Below are 17685 nucleotides of genomic sequence, written 5' to 3'. Positions count from 1 at the left end.
GCGATGAAGCTGACTGCCGCCACGGTGACTCCTGGGCTGGTGCAGATCGTGCACTACCAGCGGTCGTGGCTGCGGGGCGACGTGGTGGCCGGGGTGACGGTCGCGGCGTATCTCGTACCGCAGGTCATGGCCTACGCCACGGTTGCGGGGCTGCCGCCGGTCGCCGGGCTGTGGGCGTCGCTGGTACCGATGGCCGTCTACGCGCTGCTCGGCTCGTCACGTCAGCTTTCGGTCGGCCCGGAGTCGACGACGGCGCTGATGACTGCCAGCGCTTTGGCTCCGCTGGCGATCGGCGATCCCGCGCGATACGCCGTGATGGCGGCGGTACTGGCGCTGCTGGTCGGGGTGATCTGCCTGGTGGCCGGGTTCTGCCGGCTGGGTTTTCTTGCCGACCTGCTGTCGCGGCCGGTTTTGATCGGCTACATGACCGGCGTCGCGGTCATCATGATCAGCGGACAGCTCGGCAAGGTCACCGGGACCACGGTCGAAGGCGACGAGTTCATCGACGAGGTCGTGTCTTTCGGCGCGGGCATCGCCGGCGTCCATTGGCCCACGGTGGCGTTGTCCGTCGCGGTGCTGGCGGTGTTGCTCATCCTCTACCGGATGTCACCGGTGTTTCCCGGCCCCTTGATCGCGGTGTTGGCCGCGACGGCCGTGGTGTGGTTGTTCGGCATGGAGGACAAGGGCATTCGTGTCATCGGCGACATCCCGGCCGGCCTTCCGGTACCCAGCCTGCCCGCCGTCACGTTCGCCGAACTGGCGGCGCTGACGATTCCCGCGGTGGGCATCGCGGTGGTCGCATTCTCCGACAACGCGTTGACCGGCCGGACCTTCGCGGCCCGTCGCGGCGAGACGATCGACGCCAACGCCGAACTCCGCGCGCTGGGCGTCTGCAATCTGAGCGCCGGTGTGACGCAGGGGTTTCCGGTGAGCTCAAGCGGCAGCCGGACGGCGCTCGGCGATGTCCTTGGCAGCCGCACGCAGTTGTATTCGTTGGTGATGCTCGCGACGGTCGTGGTGGTGATGCTCGCAGGCCGCGGCCTGCTCGAGCATTTCCCGATGGCCGCGCTCGGCGCGCTCGTGGTCTATGCGGCGCTGCGGTTGATCGACATCCCCGAGTTCCGGCGGCTGGCCAGATTTCGGCGCAGCGAGCTGGTGCTCGCGGTGGCCACGACGGTCGCGGTACTCGGGCTCGGCGTGCTGTACGGCGTGCTGGTCGCGATCGGGCTTTCACTGCTGGACATGCTGCGCCGAGTGGCCCGGCCCCACGACAGCGTGCTGGGTTACGTGCCAGGGATGGCCGGTATGCACGACGTCGACGACTATCCGCAAGCTGAGCCGGTGCCCGGATTGGTGGTGTACCGCTACGACGCGCCGCTGTTCTTCGCGAACGCCGAGAACTTCCGCGAACGCGCGATGGCCGCGGTCGAGGAATCCGACGATCCGGTGGAGTGGTTCGTGCTCAATGCCGAGGCCAACGTCGACCCGGATCTGACCGCCGTCGACGCGCTAGAGCAGTTGCGCCGCGACCTGACGGCACGTGGCATCGTGTTCGCGATGGCGCGCGTCAAACAGGATCTGCTCGACGACCTCGTCGCGGCCGGGTTCGTCGACCGGGTCGGCGAGGACCGGATCTTCCCGACCCTGCCGACCGCGGTCGAGGCGTTCCGCGGGCGCTCCTGACACACTGCGAGCGACCGTGAATGTCCGTATTTGGCGGCGTGTCGGCGTACAGACACGGGCGCTCGCGGGGGTTGGGGGGGCTAGTGCATGTGGCTGCCACCGTTGATGTCAACGGTGGTGCCGGTCAAATAGCTCGCTTCCGGACCCGACAGGAAGGTGATCACGGCGGCCACCTCGTCGGTCGTCGCGGTGCGGCCGACCGGGATGTCGGCGGCCAGCTTGGCTTCCTGCTCGTCGGTCGACCCGACCCGGATGTTGGTGTCGACCGCGCCAGGGGTGACCGCGTTGACGGTGACGCCGGTGTCGGCGATCTCGCGGGCCAGCGACTTGGTGAACCCGAGGATCGCGGCCTTGGCCGACGAGTACGGCACCTTGCCGAACACGCCGCCGCCGCGCTGCGCGGACACCGAGCTCATGTTGACGATGCGGCCCCAGCCCGCCTCGATCATGTCGGGCAGGAACGCCTTGGTCACCAGGTAGGTTCCGGTCGCGTTGACGGCCATCACCTTGTTCCACAGCTCGAGCGTGGTGTCGAGGAACCCGACGGGCGAGGTGATGCCCGCGATGTTGGCGAGTGCGCCGACCGCCGGCAGGTTGCCCGACGCGATCTCGGCGGCCACCGCAGCATGTGCCGCGGCGACCGACTCCTCGGAGGTGACGTCGACCGCGTGGCCGAACGCCGGTACGGCGTACTGGTTTCCGATCTCGGCGGCGACTTTCGCCGACTTCTCGCCATCCAGATCGAGGATGACGACGGCCCAGCCCTCTTTGGCGTAGCGCGCCGCGACGGCCATGCCGATGCCCTTGTCGGAGGTCGCCCCGGTGACGACGGCGGTGCGTTGGATCGTGGTCATGAATCGCTCCTTAGATGAGTTCTGAAATCGTTTGCGCCGCTTGTGCGGTGGCGGCCGGGCGCTCGTCGTCGGTGACATCGCGCGTCTCGAGCTCGAGCGCGAACTCGCCGGTGTATCCGGCGGCAGCGAGGGTCTTGAGCCCCGTCGCGAAGTCGACCTGGCCGCGTCCGACGGAAAGGTTGATGTTGCCCGGCACGGCGTCGCGGATGTGGACGTGGGCGATGCGGTCGGCGAAGCGGCTGACGAAGTCGACCGGATCACCACCCGACGCGACGACATGACTGAAATCCATCACGATGCCGATCCCGGTGCCCTGCAGGCGGTCGGTGAGCGCCTGGGCCCGCTCCATGTCGTGGCACAACCGGTAGTAGTGCAGCGACTCGGTCCAGAGTTCGACACCGTACTCGGCGGCGTGTTCGGCTGCCGACGCCAACTCGGCGGCGACCAGGTCGAGATCCTCGTCGAGGGATCGCAGCGGGGTGTGGTCGATCGCGCCGCACGGCAGCACGAGCGCGTTCGCACCCGTGGCGGAGGCGAGGGAAAGAAGCATGGCGAGGTGCCGGCGGCGGCCGGCGCGGGCTTCGTCGGTGAGCGGACGGTTCAGATCGCCGATGTCGCCGTTGATCGACCGGACCCGTAGCTGCGAGGCCGCGACGGTTGCCGCGACCGTGGCGACCGCGGCTTCGTCGAGCACGTAGGGCACGTGGTCACACACCCCGGGCAGGGCGCCGAGGTCGATCGTGCGGAAGCCCAGTTGGTCGATCCAGGTGAGCGCCATGTCGAGGTCCAGGTGCCGGAAGCTGATGGTCGAGCAGCCGAGGCGAGCGTGCGGTGTGGTTTCGCCGGTCATGAGCACCTTCGCGGATGGAGTACGTGACGGCGGCCACAATATCGGAGTTGACTGTCAACAGTCAACTGGCGACGCGTAAACGATGTCGACTGTTGACAATGCACTGTGGGCGTGCTCACACTAGGTGACCTGAAGCACTGTTGACCGTCGACAGTGACGCGGACTAGGGCGTTTGAAAGGATCTGCTCATGAGCGACGATGCTCTTTCGATGCGGGGACCCGTACACGGCACTCCGGAGGCCAAAAGGGTTGCCATCGGCTCCGGCGTCGGCGCCGTCATCGAGACCTACGACTTCATCGGCTTCGGCACCGCGGCCGCGCTCTACTTCGGGACTGCGTTCTTTCCGAACTCCAGTCCGGTCGCCGGCACGTTGGCCGCGTTCGCCACGCTGGGCGTCGGGTTCGCCGCCCGCCCCCTCGGCGGCATCATCGGCGGGCATTTGGGCGACAAGGTGGGCCGCAAGCCGGTCCTGGTCGCCTCACTGATCATCATGGGTCTGGCGACGTTCGCCATCGGCCTGCTGCCCACCTACGCCGCCGTCGGCGTGCTGGCGCCGGTCCTTCTGGTGACCGTGCGCATCATCCAGGGCCTGGCCTTCGGCGCGGAGTGGGGCGGCGCGATCCTCATGAGCTACGAACACGCACCGTGGAAGCAGAAAGGCCGCTACACCGGAATCGTGCAGGCCGGTTTCCCCGTCGGTCTGCTGCTGGCGAATCTGGTGTTTCTGGTCAGCGTCCATCTCGGTGGTGACTGGGCATGGCGCGTGCCGTTCCTGGCCAGCATCGTGCTCGTCATCGTGGGCCTGATCATCCGGGCCCGGGTGCCCGAATCCCCGGTGTTCGAAGACGTCAAGCAGACCGGCAAGATCGTCAAGGCGCCGATCGTCGAGGTGTTCAAGACCGATTGGCGAAACATCCTGCGCGGCATCGGCCTTCGCATCGCCGAGACTGCGGGCTACGCGGTGTCGATCACCTACATGATCTCCTATCTCAAGAGCGCCAAGCTCGCCACTGCCACCGAAACCCTTGTGGCCCTGTGTATTGCGTCGGCGGTCGGCATCTTCGCCACGATCGCGTGGGCCAGGCTGACCGACCGGGTCGGCCGTCGCCCGGTCTACCTCTGGGTGTGCGGGTTCGGCATTCCGTTCGGTGTGCTGATGTTCATGCTGGTCAATACCGGCTTGTTCCTGTTGATCGTAGCGACGTTCATCGTGTCCTACGGCGTATCCCAGAATGCGCTGGCCGGCGCGCAGGGTGCGTGGTTCCCCGAGCTGTTCACAGCCAACACGCGGGCGTCGGGAGCCTCACTGGCATACCAGATTTCGGCGATGGTCTCGGGTTTCACGCCGTTCATCACGACGCTGCTGTTCGAGGGATTCGGCTGGATCGGCCCCGCCTTGCTGTTCTCGGCCTACGCCGCGATCGGGTTGTGGGCCGCGATCGTCACCAGGGAGACCTGGGGCCCGCGCGAACGTGCCATGGCCGATAAGGCCGCTGCCGAGGCCCACGCGCTCGCCGCGTGAGGCGCCGGGCGGCGGTAGCATCAGTGTTGACAATCAGATGTTGACAGTCGGGGAGGGTTCGATGACCACCGTGTCCGGGGAGGCCCCGTCGCTGCTGCGCCTGGAGAAGACCAGTCTGCGTGAGCAGGCCCTCTCCGCACTGCGCCGGGCGATCACCACGGGCCAGCTGCAGCCGGGCACGCATCTGGTGGAAACCGACCTGTCCGAGGCGTTGCAGATCAGCCGTGGCACCTTGCGCGAGGCGATGCGTCAGCTGCAGCAGGAAGGCCTCATCTCCGCGGGTGCCCGCGGGCGCCTCTCGGTGCGCCATCTCGACACCAAGGAGATCAAGGACATCTTCGACGTGCGGGCGGCGCTGGAATCGCTGGCCGCGAGTGCGTTGGCCCGGCGCGAGGACCGCGCCGCGGCCGTCGCCGAGTTGCGCGTCGCCGTTGCCGACATGGAGCGCTGGGCCGCCTCCAACCTCGAGGACCGGATCGAGGCCGACCTCAAGTTCCACCGCACCATGTGCCATCTGTCGGGCAACGAGACACTGCTGCACTCGTGGTCGTCGCTCGAGGGCAGCATCCGCATGTCGATCATGTACGCCGGCGTCGAGCGGGCGTTGAAGAACATGGACGCCAAACGGCACCTGGAGATCGTCGACGCCATCGAGTCCGGTGACGAGGCGGCCGCGGCCGCGACCGTCCGCGACCATATGTGCACTGCCGCAGCAGTTCTGGTGGACGGGCAGGACTGATTCAGCGAAGGGCGCGGACCCCGTAGATCGCCGCGCCCACCGCTACCACTGCCAGACCGGTCAGCACCGACGACAGCGGCAGGGTGAATGCCAGCACCAGGCAGCCGATCAGGCCCAGTGCCGGAACGATCCGGCGGCCCAGCGTCCATGCCGATGCGTTGGCGATGGCGTAGTACATGAGCACCGCGAACGACGAAAAGCCGATCGCCCCACGCAGATCCGCGAACGCGGCCAGCGCTGCCACCGCGATGCCGACGACGATCTCGGCCCGGTGTGGGCTGCCGAACCGCGGATGCACGGCGGCCAACCGGTGTGGCAGGTGATGGTCGCGGGCCATCGCAAGCGTCGTGCGCGATACCCCGAGGATCAACGCCAGCAGCGAACCCAGCGCGGCGACCGCGGCCCCGACCTGAACCACCGGCTGCCACTGCGCGGCACCGGCCGCCGCGACCGCGTCGGCCAGCGGTGCCGGTGTCGACGCCAGTTCGGCACTGCCCAACACCGCGAGCACCGCCACCGCGACCACGGCGTAGACCAGTAACGCGATGCCCAACGCGATAGGGATCGCCCGTGGAATGGTTCGGGCCGGGTCGCGCACCTCCTCGCCGAGTGTGGCGATGCGCGCGTAGCCGGCGAACGCGAAGAACAGCAGCCCGGCCGCCTGCAGCACCCCGCCTGCCGTCACATCGCCTGCCAATTCCAGCCGCGCGGGGTCGGCCGCACCCGACCCGGCCACGATCACCACGACCGCCGCCAGAACCGCGAGCACGACGGCGACGATGATCCTGGTGAGCAGTGCCGACTTCTGCACGCCGGCGTAATTGACCACCGTCAATGCCACGACTGCGGCCACCGCGACCGCGTGCGCTTGCGCCGGCCAGACGTAGAGGCCAACGGTCAACGCCATCGCCGCACAGGATGCGGTCTTGCCGACGATGAAACTCCAGCCCGCCGCGTAGCCCCAGAATTCGCCGAGCCGTTCCCGGCCGTAGACGTACGTGCCGCCGGACTGCGGATAGAGAGCTGCCAGCCGCGCTGACGACGTGGCGTTGCAGTATGCGACCACGGCCGCCACCGCAAGCCCGATGAGGAGTCCTGTTCCGGCGGCACCGGCGGCCGGAGCCAGCGCGGCGAATATGCCCGCTCCGATCATCGAGCCAAGGCCGATGGTCACTGCGTCGACGGTGCCGAGCCTGCGCTGCAGACCCTCGGGCGTGGTCACGCCAGCGATAGTAGATCAGTGTGTGTCGCGGTTCGGCATGAGCGATTCGTGAGCCGAGGTCGTCGCAGCTCTAAACAGCACGGCGAGCAGGGCAAGGCCTCCGATCGCCACGATCGGAATGGTCCACAGGCGACGCGTCGTCAACGCCGACCCGCACTTGTCGATGTATTCGCCGCCGGCAACCGCAGCCTGGTCGAGGTGAGCCGAAAAGGCCGTTCCGCAAGGGATCTGCATGCCGTACTGGTCGAAATCGTCAAGATAGACCGACATGCTCATCAGATACAGGCCGATGGCGACGATGATGGCACCGGCGATCCCGGTATAGACAGCGCGATAACTCATGCCTCCCTCTCAGGTCATACAGACGTCGGCGAACAACAGCACCGGCCACGACACGATCGAGCCGAGGAACGACACCATCGCGTCGAGAGGCGCCATTTGCTCGAGATGATCGGTGTGGGTGCTCGACCAGACCGCGCCGATCAGCAGGTAGGGCGCCCCGAGGACGATCGCTGCCACGAGCACTTCGCCAACCGCGATCCGGTACGACAGCAATCTCCGCAATTTGACGAGCACGGCGCCCCCATCCGGCCTCAAGGCCAATTATGTTAATCACCATTCTGCATGGCGTTACCATTTTGACCGGATCGGTAGGTCCGTTTATCGTGTCGGCATGGCGCGCACCACGGCCGACCCGAGCGACAGTGGCGCATCTGGTGTGCGGCGCCGCCCCAAGGACCGTAAAGCGCAGATCGCGCGGGCATCCGCCGAGGCGTTCAGTGCCCTCGGCTATCACGGGGTCAGCATGGAGTCCATCGCCTCGCGCGTGGGCATCTCGGCCGCCGCGTTGTACCGGCACTATTCGAGCAAGTACGAGTTGTTTCGCGATGCGGTGCTCAACCTCGGACAGCAACTGGTCGACAACACCGCGTTCGCCGATGACGACGGAGACGACGGCGGGGGAGACCCACGCGAGCAGCTGCGGCGTCTGGTCGCCGCGCTGACCGACACCTCGCTTGCCAACCGCGAATCCGGCGGCCTGTACCGCTGGGAGGCGCGATTCCTCAACGGGGACGATCAGACCACACTCGACGCCCAGGTCCGGACCGTGCACCAACGCATCCATGGGCCCCTGCAGGAACTGCGGCCGGATCTGGACTCCCACGCGCGCTGGACCCTGTCCACGGCGGTGCTGAGCGTGGTCGGCAGCATCGTCGACCATCGAGCGAAACTGCCTGCCGGCCAGATCCGTGCGGTGCTCGCCGAGATCGTCGAGACCGTGCTGGCTGCCGAGTGGCCGGAAATCCCGGATCTCGACGAGGCGGAACCGGCCCCGGCGCCAGCCGGCGTGGGCGCAACCAAATACGAAGCCCTGCTGACCGAATCGATGCGACTGTTCAACCAGAACGGTTACCGCGACACCACCATGGAACACATCGCCGCAGCTGTCGGCATGCCGGCCTCCGGCATCTACCGCTACTTCTCGGGCAAGACCGACATTCTTGCCGCGGGATTCCGCCGCGCCGCCGATCGGTTGTCGGCCGATATGGCCGAATTGCTCAGCACCATCGACGATCCCGAGCAGGCACTCGCGGCGTTGATCGACAACTATGTGGCGCGCTCGTTCGAGCGTCCGGAACTCGATTACGTCTACTACACCGAACGCCTCAACATGGCCCCGGCCGACCAGAAGATCCTGCGCGACCTTCAACGGTCTGCCGTTGAGTCGTGGGTCGACCTGGTTACGCCGCTGCGTCCCCAGTGGTCTGCTGGTCAGGCGCGGTTCGCTGTTCATGCTGCGATGGCTTTGGTGATCGACCTGGGCCGGCAGATGGAGTACCAGAATTCGGCGCAGGCCCGGGCCGTCGTCGCGGCCATGGTCGATCTGACGTTGTTGGGCCGCTACCGGTTACGGACGGCGTTGCCGGCGAGGTAGGCCAGATAGCCGACTGTTCCGATCGCGGCGAGCTTACGGGTCTTGGGCAGCAGAAGGCCCAGCCCGATCGCGGTCTCGATGCCGCCGTTGGTGTAGATGTGCTTCTGCGTGTCCCTGGGGAACGCCGACTTGGTGATCGACTCGAACAGCTGCGGCTTCACAAAATGTGAGACACCTGCGCCGGCCACGCCGAGGCCGACGAGCTTGACGAGCTTCGAGTTGTTGCCCTCTGCCATGTGTGATCCTCTCTGATCAGGCAAACGTGTAGTCACTCAACGGAAATCGTGACGCTTCTGCGACGGCCCTTCGGGTCGTCATCGGTCGGAGCAGCGTTGCCTCGCCGCTCGGATTGAAATAGTACGACCGTGCCGATGCGCAGTTGCCGAGGGTGAACAGGGAGTCGCCCAGTGCCTCGGTCATCCGGTCCAGGTACCGGCTGTTGGCCTCCTCGGTGACCTCGAACGTGGTGGCGCCGCGGCGCTTCACCTCGGCGAACAACCGGTCCATGAGCCGCATCTGGTATTCCATGGTGTTGAAGAAGTTCAGCCCGAGGAACGCGTACGGACTGGCCAAGCTCAAGAAGTTGGGGAAGTACGGCATCGAGACACCCTGGTAGGCCTGGAATCGCGTTTCCCGCCACCACTTTCCGAGGTTGCGGCCGTTCCGGCCGATCACCTCGATGGCCGGGAAGTTGGCCTCCCACAGATCGAAGCCCGTCGCGAGCACCAATGTGTCGATCGCCGTCTTGCTGCCGTCGCCGTTGACGATTCCGTCGGACTCGATGCGTTCGATGCCGTCGGCCTGCAGGTGCACGTGCGGCTTGGTGAACGTGCGGTAGTAGCTGTTGGAGAATGTCGGGCGCTTGCAACCGAAGTCGTAATCCGGGGTCAGCTTCCGGCGTAGTTCGGGGTCGCGGATCGACGCGAACCGGTGCAGCTTCGCGAGGTCGGCCGCCGCGATGTTGAGCCGGCGAAAGTACCGGTGCTTGAGCACCGCGGTGTCGACCATGAAGGCGTAGAGGCCGTCGGTGACCGCGCGAACGACCCGCTGCGTCAACGGGATGCGGGCGAACAGCGCCCTTGCCCCCGGCGGGAACCGCAGGTCGACCTTGGGCACCACCCAGATGGGCGTGCGCTGATAGACCGTCAGATCGGCGACCCGCTTGGCGAGTTCGGGGATGAGTTGAACCGCTGTCGCGCCGGTACCGATGATCGCGACCCGCCGGCCGTCCAGGTCATAGCCGTCTTCCCAGTCGGTGGTGTGGATGACGTTGCCCGCGAAGGCGTCGATGCCGGGGATGTCGGGCGTGTGGGGCTGGGACAGAAATCCGGTGGCGGTGAACAGGAATTGAGCGGTCAGCGTCTCGCCGCCCGACACCGCGACCTGCCACTCGCCGGCTTCCTCGTCCCAGCGAGCGCCCTCGACTGTGGTTGTTGAATCGGATGTGGCGGCGCACGCCGTATTTGTCGGCCACGTCGTCGGCATACTTCTTGATCTCGGTGCCGGTGGAGAACAGCCGCGACCAGTTCGGATTCGGCTCGAAGAAGTACGAGTACGTGGTGGTGGGGACGTCGACCGCCAGGCCGGGGTAGTGGTTCACGTACCAGGTTCCGCCGAGATCGTCCTCGCGATCGACGATGACGAAATTGTCGATACCCATCCGCTTGAGCTGGATGGCCGCACCGATCCCGGCGAAACCCGCCCCGACGATCACCGCGTCGTACCTCCCCGGACCCATGCGGCAAACAGTACCGCAGGTACCGGGTACTTTGTCGAGAGGTCGATCAGTACAGCTTGGCGAGCACCTCGCCGGCCTCGGCGTCCTCCACCGCGGGGGTGATCTCCATCGTCAAGAACTCACCCCACTCCGCCGCGGATTCGAACATCGCCTTGGCGTCGTCGGTCTCGACGATCGCGAAACCCTGGCCGTTCATGCCCCACCACCGGCCGAGCATCGTGACGCCGTCGGGTACCTGGGCGCCGGTCTTCTTGAACTTGTCGACCGCCTCGCGGAAATTGGCCTGGGACTGCGTCCAGTGCACGATGAACTTCATGGTGGCCTCCTCCTGGTGATTGGCTCACATCGATGAGTCGAGTGTGTTCCCAACCAGGGCAGACGCTTAGAGTATGCCGTTACCTATTTGCGCAGGGCCGCGGTTTTCACTGGTCAACCAGGGTGAAGTCATGGGTTGCCGTGGTTGCCGGTGGCGTCTTGGGCCCAGCGTCGCGGATCGTCCTCCAGGCTCGCCCGGTCCCAGCCGGCGAGGTCGGCGGCCGCAGCGTAGGTCGTCTGCAAAAACTCGAGCAGTGCGCGGTCCGGGTCTGACGATTTCCGAACCGCCTCATACGGCAGGAGAAACTGTCGGAAGTCGGGACTGTAGAACGCGGCGTCGGGACCCACGGGAAAGTCGGCGAACCCTTGCGGCTCCGGATAGGCGTAGGCGTAGAACGCGCCCTCCTCACCACCACCCGGCCAGAACCCGCAGCTGCTCAGCTCGTGCGAATATCCTTCCACCATCACCCAATCCGCGCAGTTGGGCGCTCCGCCGGGGTGCTCGGGCGCCGGACGGCCCGAGAATCGGGTGCAGGCCATGTCGAACGAGCCCCAGAAGAAATGCACCGGGCTGACCTTGCCGACGAAATGCGAACGGAATTCACTGATCACCCGGTGGGCCTGCACCAGTTGACGCCAGAAGAGGTGCGCGGCTCGGGAGTCGTAGGAGGCGTGTTCGTGATCCTCGGCGAACGGGATGGCCGGTTCGACCTCGTTCGGGCGAGCCGAGATTCGCGCTTCGATGCCCAATTGATCCAGGGCGGAGAGCGTTTCGGCATAGAACTGCGCGACCGATTTCGGTGCCAGCGCCACGGTGCGTGAGCCGCCGTCACTCGTGCGGATCAGCAGTACGTGGTCGACGAAGTCGAACTCCATGTCGAACAATCGGTTTCGGTGCGGAATCGACGATGTGGTCAGCCCACGCGGACTCACGTACAAGGTGACCTGCCACCAATGATTGAGCAGTGGCGAATGTGTCAGCCGGATCTTTCCGACGATCTGCGTCCACATGTGCAGCGTCGCCCGGGTCGGTTCCCAGTCCGCGACACGCAATTCCGGCCACCCGTTATCGCCTGAAGTCATCTGCAACAGCGTAGCCGCTAGCCGAGTTTCCCGGTGCGGGGTTCCTCGGTGGTGGCGATGCAGGTGACCACTCGGTCACCACGTTGCCAGGAGTCCGCGGTCGGGTAGAGCACGAACAGCTTGATGGCGGAATCGTCGGCCGTCGAGGGCGAATACTGCGCCAGGGCGGGTGCGCACTTGTCGGTGTACTTGATCACCTCGGCCTCGCCGGGGAAATCGCCGTCCGGCATGGGTACCACCGCGAAAACCTCGCCCTTGTGCGGCTGATCGCACGGCACGGTCTGCACGTAGAGCACACGACTGCTGTCGGGTATATCTGCGAGGCAGTCGCCGCTCTTCACCTCGGATGCCTCGGTCGAGTCGCGCTCGGTGAAGACATAGAGCGCCACGCCGGCGGCGACGACCAGCGCCACTACCGCCACCACCGCGATCAACACCCACTTGAGTGCCGATGACTTCTTGGGCGGCGCCGGGAACTGGCCGAACTCCGACGAGTACGGCTGTGGCGGAGGCGGCGGATAACCGTGGCCTGGTGGCGGACCGTACGGCGGCGGGCCGGGGGGAGTGCTCATGCTCCGACGATATCGAGCCGCCGCAACGCCGCGTCGACTGCGAGGGCCGGGACATCGAGGGTCTTGGAGCCCAGATCGTGCCGCGCTCCCGTGATCGCGACCACCTCGGTGGGACCGCTGACCAACGCGGCGGCCGCGTTGATCTCGTCGAGCGTGCCGAATGGGTCGGCGCTTCCGTGGGTGAACACGGTCGGAACCGTGATGCGGGGCAGATGCTCGGTGCGCGCCCGCTCGGGCTTGCCGGGTGGATGCAGCGGATAGGAGAAGAGCGTCAGCGCGTCAAGGACGAGACCTTCGTCTGCGACTGCCATCGACGTCTGCCTGCCACCGTACGAGTGGCCGCCGGCGATCACCGGACCGTCGGCGAGGGTGCGGGCCAGCGCGACGGCGTCCGCTATCCCGGCGCGATCGCCCGCCGCCGAGCCCGACGGCGGTCCCTTGGGTCTGCGGCGCCGGTAGGGCAGGTTGTAGCGGATTGCCAGCCAGCCGCGCGACGCCCATTCGTCGCAGATCTTGATCAGCAGCGGCGACTCGCGGCTGCCCCCTGCGCCGTGCGTGAGCACGACGACGCCTTCGGGGCTGCCCTTCGGCGGGTGCGCGACGCCCGCGATGTCGTCGAGGCTCATGACTGCAGGCGGAACAGTGCGTTCACCGGTCCGTGCCCGTGCCCAAGCGGGTAGGCCGCACGGATACATTCTGTCACCCAGGCCTTACCGAACTCGACCGCGTCGGGAACCGAATAGCCATGTGCCAGAGCGCATGCCGTGGCCGCTGCCAGCGTGTCACCGGCGCCGTGGTCATGGCCGGTGTCGACGCGCGGCGCGTCGAACTCGTAGAAATCGCTGCCGTTGAACAGGATGTCGGGGCTTGCGGCAGACGAGCGCAGATGCCCGCCCTTGACCAAAGCCCACTGCGGTCCCAGCGCGTGCAGCGCACGGGCCGCATCCCGCTGAGAGGCCGGATCGACCACCTCGATATCCACGAGTAGCCGCACCTCGTCGAGGTTGGGCGTCACGAGTGTCGCCAGCGGGAACAGGTCGGTGCGCAGCGCATCGATGGCGCTGGGATGCAGCAGCGGATCGCCGTGCATCGACGCGCACACCGGGTCGACCACGAGCGGCACCTGTCCGTCGAGCCCCTCACCGCGCCACGTCTCGGCGATCGTCGAGATGATCTCCGACGACGCCAGCATGCCGGTCTTGGCGGCCTGGATACCGATGTCGGAGGTCACCGCCGAGATCTGCCCCGCGACGACGTCGAGCGGGATCTCGTGGAAACCCTTGACGCCCACGGAGTTCTGCACCGTCACCGCGGTCAGCGCGACACAGCCGTGCAGTCCGAGCATGGCGAAGGTCCGCATGTCGGCCTGGATGCCGGCGCCGCCGCCGGAATCGGACCCGGCGATGGTCATCACGCGAAGCGGCGTGTGACCGGCGGGAGGCAAGGACAAGTAGTTCACTTCGACGATTCTGCCAAGGGCAAATACACGCGGTTGCCGTGTTCGGCGAACTCCTCCGACTTGTCCTTCATGGCGTCGCGAATGTCCTGCGTGATGCGCATCGAACAGAACTTCGGCCCGCACATCGAGCAGAAGTGCGCGGTCTTGGCCGGTTCGGCGGGCAGGGTCTCGTCGTGGAACTCGCGTGCGGTGTCCGGGTCCAGCGACAGCGCGAACTGATCATGCCACCGGAACTCGAAGCGGGCCTTCGACAGCGCATCGTCGCGCTGCTGGGCGCGCGGATGTCCCTTGGCCAGGTCGGCGGCGTGTGCGGCGATCTTGTAGGCGATCACGCCGTCCTTGACGTCCTTGCTGTCGGGTAGCCCGAGGTGTTCCTTCGGCGTGACGTAGCACAGCATCGCGGTGCCGGCCTGGGCGATGATCGCCGCGCCGATCGCCGACGTGATGTGGTCGTATGCGGGCGCGATGTCGGTGGCCAGCGGCCCGAGTGTGTAGAACGGCGCTTCCTCGCAGAGTTCCTCTTCGAGCTTGACGTTTTCGACGATCTTGTGCATCGGCACGTGGCCGGGGCCCTCGATCATCACCTGCACGCCATGGGATTTCGCGATCTTCGTCAGCTCGCCGAGGGTGCGCAACTCGGCGAACTGCGCTTCGTCGTTGGCGTCGGCGATCGAGCCGGGCCGCAGGCCGTCGCCGAGCGAAAACGTCACGTCGTAACGCGCCAGGATCTCGCAGAGCTCCTCGAAGTTGGTGTAGAGGAACGACTCGGTGTGATGCGCCAGGCACCAGGCCGCCATGATCGAACCACCGCGCGACACGATGCCGGTGACCCGGTTGACCGTGAGCGGGATGTAGCGCAGCAGCACCCCCGCGTGCACGGTCATGTAGTCGACGCCCTGCTCGCACTGCTCGATCACGGTGTCGCGGTAGATCTCCCACGTCAACTTGGTGGGATCGCCGTTGACTTTCTCCAGCGCCTGATACATCGGCACGGTCCCGACCGGAACGGGGGAGTTGCGCAGGATCCACTCACGGGTGAGGTGGATGTCCTTGCCCGTCGACAGATCCATGATGGTGTCCGCGCCCCAGCGGGTGGCCCACACCATCTTGTCGACCTCTTCGCCGATTGACGACGTGACGGCCGAATTGCCGATATTGGCATTGACTTTCACCGCGAACGCCTTGCCGATGATCATCGGCTCGCTCTCGGGGTGGTTGTGGTTTGCCGGGATGACCGCCCGGCCTCGCGCGACCTCGTCGCGCACCAGCTCGGCCGAAACACCTTCGCGCGCAGCGATGAACGCCATCTCGGCGGTGATCTCGCCGGCTCTGGCCCGTTGCAGCTGCGTGCCCCGGTCGCGCACCACGCCCGGACGCGGCGGCAACCCGGCATTCAGATCGATCACGGCCTCGGTATCGGTGTACGGGCCCGAGGTGTCGTACAGGTCGAGATGGTCGCCGTCGGTCAACAACACCCGACGGAACGGCACGCGCATGCCTGCCCCGTCATGGTGAACATCCCGGTAGAACTTGACGCTTCCCGTGATCGGACCGATCGTGACCGACGGGTCGACCGCGCCGTTGACAAAGACATCACTCATCAAAGATCTCCCTACGCCGGCATTACCCGGTCAGGTTCGTACGGTCGACGGGCCTACCCGTCCTCTCAGCGCGCTCGGTGCGCGCTCCCGCGTGGATTCGGTTGTGCGTGTCCCAACGTAGCGCAGTCGGTCGGCGATGGGGAACCGGGACGCGTCGTTTTCGCCGCCAGGGTTGTCGATCGCCTAGGCGCGCGACCCTCATGTCGAAACCGACGCGGCGAATTGCCGCCCGATGGTTTGTATAGCTAATATATGTGTTTTGAATGTAGTGGGCCGCCGCTGTCCCTTGAGAGCGATACGCAAAGCGAAGACGGAATGACGACTGAGACGACGAAGACTGCCGGGAGTGTTGACGCGGCGCAGGCCGTGACCGCGACCCGCCGCATGCGGATGGATCGTGACCACCCCTTCTACAAGTGGATCGTGCTGTCCAACACGACACTGGGCACCCTGCTCGCGACCATCAACGCCTCGATCGTGTTGATCTCGCTGCCGGCGATCTTCCGGGGTATCGGGCTCAACCCGCTCGCGCCGGCCAACGTCAGCTATCTGCTGTGGATGCTCATGGGCTACCTGGTCGTGACGGCCGTGCTGGTCGTGCTGTTCGGCCGGCTCGGCGACATGTACGGCCGCGTCCGCATCTACAACCTCGGTTTCGTGGTGTTCACTGTCGCGGCCATCGCGTTGTCGGTCGACCCGTTCGACCTCGGCGGTGGCGCGGTGTGGCTGATCGCGTGGCGCGTGGTGCAGGGAATCGGTGGGGCAATGCTGATGGCCTCGTCGTCGGCGATCCTCACCGACGCGTTCCCGGCCAATCAGCGCGGTATGGCGCTCGGCGTCAACATGGTCTCCGCAGTCGCCGGATCGTTCCTGGGCCTGCTGATCGGTGGCGTGCTCTCCGAATGGGACTGGCGCGCGGTCTTCTGGGTCGGCGTGCCCGTCGGTGTGCTCGGCACCATCTGGAGTTACCGCTCGCTCAAGGAACTCGGTGTGCGGACCCCGGGCCGGCTCGACTGGGCGGGAACGCTCACCTTCGGCGTCGGTTTGACGGTGCTGCTCACCGGGATCACCTACGGTATCCAGCCCTACGGCGACTCGACGACCGGTTGGGCCAACCCGTGGGTGTTCGGCTCGATCGCGGCCGGGTTGGCGCTGCTGGTGCTGTTCTGTGTCATCGAACTCCGCGTGCCGAATCCGATGATGAACATCCGGCTGTTCCGGTCGACGGCGTTCGGCATGGGAAACCTCGCGGGGTTGATGTCGTCGGTGGGGCGTGGCGGATTGCAGTTCATGTTGATCATCTGGCTGCAGGGCATCTGGCTTCCGTTGCACGGCTACAGTTTTGAATCCACGCCGCTGTGGGCCGGGATCTACATGCTGCCCATGACGGTCGGATTCCTGGTGTCCGGTCCGCTCGCCGGCACACTGTCGGACCGCTACGGCGCGCGGCCGTTCACCGTCGGCGGCATGCTGTTGATGGCCGTCACCTTCGTTGCGCTGGTGATGATCCCGGTCAACTTCGACTACTGGCTGTTTGCGCTACTCGTGTTCCTCAACGGCCTCGGCGGCGGCATCTTCACCGCACCCAACACCGCGTCGATCATGTCCGCGGTACCCGCCGCCGAACGCGGATCGGCATCCGGCGTGCGGGCCACGTTCTTCAACGCCGGCTCATCGCTGTCCATCGGCATCTTCTTCTCGCTGATGATCGTCGGGCTGGCCGGAAGCCTGCCCGGCGCGATGAGTTCCGGCCTTGAACAGCAAGGCGTCTCGTCCGCGGTGGCCCACGATGTGGCAAACCTGCCACCGGTGGGCAGCCTGTTCGCGGCGTTCCTCGGGTACAACCCGATCGCCGAACTGCTGGCTCCGTCGCATGCACTGCAACAGCCCGGGGTCGACGCCGAGGTACTCACCGGCCAGCAGTTCTTCCCGCAACTCATCACCGAACCGTTCCATGCCGGGCTGACCGTGGTGTTCATCGCGGCCGCGGTGATGATGGTGGTCGGCGCGGTGGCGTCGTTGTTCAATGCGGGCCGCTATGGGACGGAGGCGGGAGCCGACAATGAGGCTTGAGAGGCGGGAGCCGACAATGAGGCTTGAGAGGCGGGAG

The 17685-nt window shown here is 66.2% G+C and carries 17 protein-coding genes, 1 pseudogene and 1 riboswitch; of the genes and pseudogenes, 5 read left to right on the top strand and 13 right to left on the bottom strand.

The genetic code is table 11. The features are described 5' to 3' along the window. Positions 1-3 precede the first annotated feature (3 nt). Positions 4-1683, top strand: coding sequence for a SulP family inorganic anion transporter (locus ACRCUN_RS01700; protein ID WP_462139914.1), 1680 nt, complete (start codon positions 4-6; stop codon positions 1681-1683). Between the two features lie 80 nt (positions 1684-1763). On the opposite strand, the gene ACRCUN_RS01695 is transcribed toward ACRCUN_RS01700, so the two are convergent. Both ACRCUN_RS01695 and ACRCUN_RS01690 read right to left on the bottom strand, forming a co-directional pair. Continuing rightward, positions 1764-2537, bottom strand: coding sequence for an SDR family NAD(P)-dependent oxidoreductase (locus ACRCUN_RS01695; protein ID WP_462139913.1), 774 nt, complete (start codon positions 2535-2537; stop codon positions 1764-1766). 10 nt (positions 2538-2547) lie between these two features. Further along, positions 2548-3387 carry a sugar phosphate isomerase/epimerase family protein gene (locus tag ACRCUN_RS01690; protein WP_462139912.1) on the bottom strand — a complete coding sequence of 280 codons (840 nt, stop codon included), beginning with the start codon at positions 3385-3387 and terminating at the stop codon, positions 2548-2550. Positions 3388-3575: 188 nt separating this feature from the next. Between ACRCUN_RS01690 and ACRCUN_RS01685 the strand changes: the two genes are divergently transcribed. Next, positions 3576-4910 carry an MFS transporter gene (locus tag ACRCUN_RS01685; protein WP_462139911.1) on the top strand — a complete coding sequence of 445 codons (1335 nt, stop codon included), beginning with the start codon at positions 3576-3578 and terminating at the stop codon, positions 4908-4910. Between the two features lie 70 nt (positions 4911-4980). Next, positions 4981-5649, top strand: coding sequence for a GntR family transcriptional regulator (locus tag ACRCUN_RS01680; RefSeq protein ID WP_462140117.1), 669 nt, complete (start codon positions 4981-4983; stop codon positions 5647-5649). A 1-nt stretch (position 5650) separates the two neighbouring features. Here the strand turns inward: ACRCUN_RS01680 and ACRCUN_RS01675 are convergent, their stop codons facing one another. The 3 genes from ACRCUN_RS01675 to ACRCUN_RS01665 are packed head-to-tail and all read right to left on the bottom strand — an operon-like array spanning position 5651 to position 7447. Continuing rightward, positions 5651-6871, bottom strand: a complete 1221-nt coding sequence (locus ACRCUN_RS01675; protein ID WP_462139910.1) for an APC family permease — start codon at positions 6869-6871, stop codon at positions 5651-5653. 15 nt (positions 6872-6886) lie between these two features. Further along, the gene (locus ACRCUN_RS01670) at positions 6887-7213 is read right to left on the bottom strand and encodes a hypothetical protein (protein WP_462139909.1); all 327 of its coding nucleotides are present in this window, start codon (positions 7211-7213) and stop codon (positions 6887-6889) included. Positions 7214-7222: 9 nt separating this feature from the next. Then, complete coding sequence (locus tag ACRCUN_RS01665; protein ID WP_462140116.1) at positions 7223-7447, bottom strand: hypothetical protein; 225 nt, start codon at positions 7445-7447, stop codon at positions 7223-7225. Positions 7448-7544: 97 nt separating this feature from the next. Here ACRCUN_RS01665 and ACRCUN_RS01660 point away from each other — a divergent pair, with 97 nt between their 5' ends. Then, a complete protein-coding gene (locus tag ACRCUN_RS01660) occupies positions 7545-8807 on the top strand; it encodes a TetR/AcrR family transcriptional regulator (RefSeq protein ID WP_462139908.1) in 1263 nt (420 codons plus the stop codon). Here the strand turns inward: ACRCUN_RS01660 and ACRCUN_RS01655 are convergent. The 8 genes and pseudogenes from ACRCUN_RS01655 to thiC all read right to left on the bottom strand — a co-directional run bounded on the left by ACRCUN_RS01655 (position 8774) and on the right by thiC (position 15575). After that, positions 8774-9043: a DoxX-related protein gene (locus ACRCUN_RS01655; protein WP_462139907.1), complete on the bottom strand. Its 270-nt coding sequence runs from the start codon at positions 9041-9043 to the stop codon at positions 8774-8776. The two genes, ACRCUN_RS01660 and ACRCUN_RS01655, sit on opposite strands and share 34 nt — an antisense overlap. A gap of 16 nt (positions 9044-9059) precedes the next feature. Then, positions 9060-10545, bottom strand: a pseudogene (locus ACRCUN_RS01650) (flavin-containing monooxygenase). A 46-nt stretch (positions 10546-10591) separates the two neighbouring features. Next, the gene (locus ACRCUN_RS01645; RefSeq protein ID WP_462139906.1) at positions 10592-10861 is read right to left on the bottom strand and encodes a DUF3303 domain-containing protein; all 270 of its coding nucleotides are present in this window, start codon (positions 10859-10861) and stop codon (positions 10592-10594) included. Between the two features lie 128 nt (positions 10862-10989). After that, entirely contained in the window at positions 10990-11943 is a 954-nt protein-coding gene (locus ACRCUN_RS01640; RefSeq protein WP_462139905.1) for a DUF5996 family protein, read from the bottom strand. Between the two features lie 17 nt (positions 11944-11960). Then, positions 11961-12515 carry a septum formation family protein gene (locus tag ACRCUN_RS01635; RefSeq protein ID WP_462139904.1) on the bottom strand — a complete coding sequence of 185 codons (555 nt, stop codon included), beginning with the start codon at positions 12513-12515 and terminating at the stop codon, positions 11961-11963. Beyond that, positions 12512-13141 carry an alpha/beta hydrolase family protein gene (locus ACRCUN_RS01630; RefSeq protein WP_462139903.1) on the bottom strand — a complete coding sequence of 210 codons (630 nt, stop codon included), beginning with the start codon at positions 13139-13141 and terminating at the stop codon, positions 12512-12514. Before ACRCUN_RS01630 ends, ACRCUN_RS01635 begins: the two co-directional genes overlap by 4 nt. Next, a complete protein-coding gene (gene thiD / locus ACRCUN_RS01625) occupies positions 13138-13974 on the bottom strand; it encodes a bifunctional hydroxymethylpyrimidine kinase/phosphomethylpyrimidine kinase (RefSeq protein WP_462139902.1) in 837 nt (278 codons plus the stop codon). Before thiD ends, ACRCUN_RS01630 begins: the two co-directional genes overlap by 4 nt. Further along, the gene (thiC, locus tag ACRCUN_RS01620) at positions 13971-15575 is read right to left on the bottom strand and encodes a phosphomethylpyrimidine synthase ThiC (protein ID WP_462139901.1); all 1605 of its coding nucleotides are present in this window, start codon (positions 15573-15575) and stop codon (positions 13971-13973) included. Before thiC ends, thiD begins: the two co-directional genes overlap by 4 nt. Next, positions 15567-15676: riboswitch (TPP riboswitch) on the bottom strand. Its footprint overlaps the gene before it by 9 nt. 214 nt (positions 15677-15890) lie before the next feature. On the opposite strand from thiC, the gene ACRCUN_RS01615 reads away from it, so the two are divergent. Beyond that, the gene (locus ACRCUN_RS01615) at positions 15891-17648 is read left to right on the top strand and encodes an MFS transporter (protein ID WP_462139900.1); all 1758 of its coding nucleotides are present in this window, start codon (positions 15891-15893) and stop codon (positions 17646-17648) included. Positions 17649-17685 lie beyond the last annotated feature (37 nt).

It is taken from the genome of Mycobacterium venezuelense, from assembly GCF_054919535.1.
Note: the sequence above shows the minus strand (reverse complement) of the source record. Positions and strands in the feature narration are given on the sequence as shown.

What these genes read in the sequence shown, in the direction of transcription:
- ACRCUN_RS01615 (WP_462139900.1), top strand. Translation starts at nt 15,891, where the DNA reads ATGACGACTGAGACGACGAAGACTGCCGGGAGTGTTGACGCGGCGCAG.
- ACRCUN_RS01685 (WP_462139911.1), top strand. Translation starts at nt 3,576, where the DNA reads ATGAGCGACGATGCTCTTTCGATGCGGGGACCCGTACACGGCACTCCG.
- ACRCUN_RS01630 (WP_462139903.1), bottom strand. Translation starts at nt 13,141, where the DNA reads ATGAGCCTCGACGACATCGCGGGCGTCGCGCACCCGCCGAAGGGCAGC.
- ACRCUN_RS01660 (WP_462139908.1), top strand. Translation starts at nt 7,545, where the DNA reads ATGGCGCGCACCACGGCCGACCCGAGCGACAGTGGCGCATCTGGTGTG.
- ACRCUN_RS01645 (WP_462139906.1), bottom strand. Translation starts at nt 10,861, where the DNA reads ATGAAGTTCATCGTGCACTGGACGCAGTCCCAGGCCAATTTCCGCGAG.
- ACRCUN_RS01640 (WP_462139905.1), bottom strand. Translation starts at nt 11,943, where the DNA reads ATGACTTCAGGCGATAACGGGTGGCCGGAATTGCGTGTCGCGGACTGG.
- ACRCUN_RS01700 (WP_462139914.1), top strand. Translation starts at nt 4, where the DNA reads ATGAAGCTGACTGCCGCCACGGTGACTCCTGGGCTGGTGCAGATCGTG.
- ACRCUN_RS01695 (WP_462139913.1), bottom strand. Translation starts at nt 2,537, where the DNA reads ATGACCACGATCCAACGCACCGCCGTCGTCACCGGGGCGACCTCCGAC.
- ACRCUN_RS01635 (WP_462139904.1), bottom strand. Translation starts at nt 12,515, where the DNA reads ATGAGCACTCCCCCCGGCCCGCCGCCGTACGGTCCGCCACCAGGCCAC.
- ACRCUN_RS01690 (WP_462139912.1), bottom strand. Translation starts at nt 3,387, where the DNA reads ATGACCGGCGAAACCACACCGCACGCTCGCCTCGGCTGCTCGACCATC.
- ACRCUN_RS01670 (WP_462139909.1), bottom strand. Translation starts at nt 7,213, where the DNA reads ATGAGTTATCGCGCTGTCTATACCGGGATCGCCGGTGCCATCATCGTC.
- thiC (WP_462139901.1), bottom strand. Translation starts at nt 15,575, where the DNA reads ATGAGTGATGTCTTTGTCAACGGCGCGGTCGACCCGTCGGTCACGATC.
- ACRCUN_RS01655 (WP_462139907.1), bottom strand. Translation starts at nt 9,043, where the DNA reads ATGGCAGAGGGCAACAACTCGAAGCTCGTCAAGCTCGTCGGCCTCGGC.